The sequence below is a fragment of the Streptomyces doebereineriae genome, from assembly GCF_031845645.1.
Taxonomy (GTDB): Bacteria; Actinomycetota; Actinomycetes; order Streptomycetales; family Streptomycetaceae; genus Streptomyces; species Streptomyces canus.
In genome coordinates this window covers 1-640 of the sequence record NZ_JAVREZ010000078.1, presented here as the reverse complement: position 1 = coordinate 640, position 640 = coordinate 1, and the positions used below count along the sequence as shown (strand labels likewise).

At 71.1% G+C, this 640-nt stretch carries 1 pseudogene; it reads right to left on the bottom strand.

The features are described 5' to 3' along the window. Positions 1 to 484, bottom strand: a pseudogene (locus tag RNB18_RS50780) (phytanoyl-CoA dioxygenase); the annotation flags it as partial. Positions 485 to 640: the final 156 nt, after the last annotated feature.

Here is a 640-nt window from a genome sequence, read left to right as displayed (position 1 = left end):
GCTCCGGCCCGAGCACCCCGGCCACGTCGCGGTGCGAACCCACCCGGACACGCGTCGGCGCATCGTCGGGCCCCACCTCAGACAGCAGGGTGAGCACCAGAACGGTGTGCGGCCGGCCGCTGACCGCCCACTGACCTCCGGGCAGCGGGGTGTTGGCATCGACGTGCCAGCCCCGGTCCCGCGCGGGCGGATCTACGGGAAACCGGACCGGGACGTTGCCCAGCGAGCCCCGCGGAAGCCAACCGCCGGTTCCGCAGATCCCGTTCAGGGCGTCGGCCAGCGGGGCGCTGCCCACAACCTGCCCGAACGCGCCCGCGCCGGTCAGATCCGCCGTCCACACCACCGGGGCGGTCCACGATGCCGGGTCGTCCGCGGACAGCCCGATCTGCGTCCAGAGCAGATGCCTGGCCGCATCGGCGATTTCGGCGGGGACGGCCCCCTCGATCTTGACGAACCCGTCCCGCTTGAATGCGTCGACGTTCACCACGCCGACCACCATGACGCACGCGGCCCGACCGGGGCCAATGATTTTCCGGCGAAATTTGTTGGCCCAACCCCGTCGGAGTTCGGCCCCCGGCGGCGACGATAAGGGTGTGAGCGCCGAAACTGACGCTCCGCGGATACTGCTGAGGTGCTACGA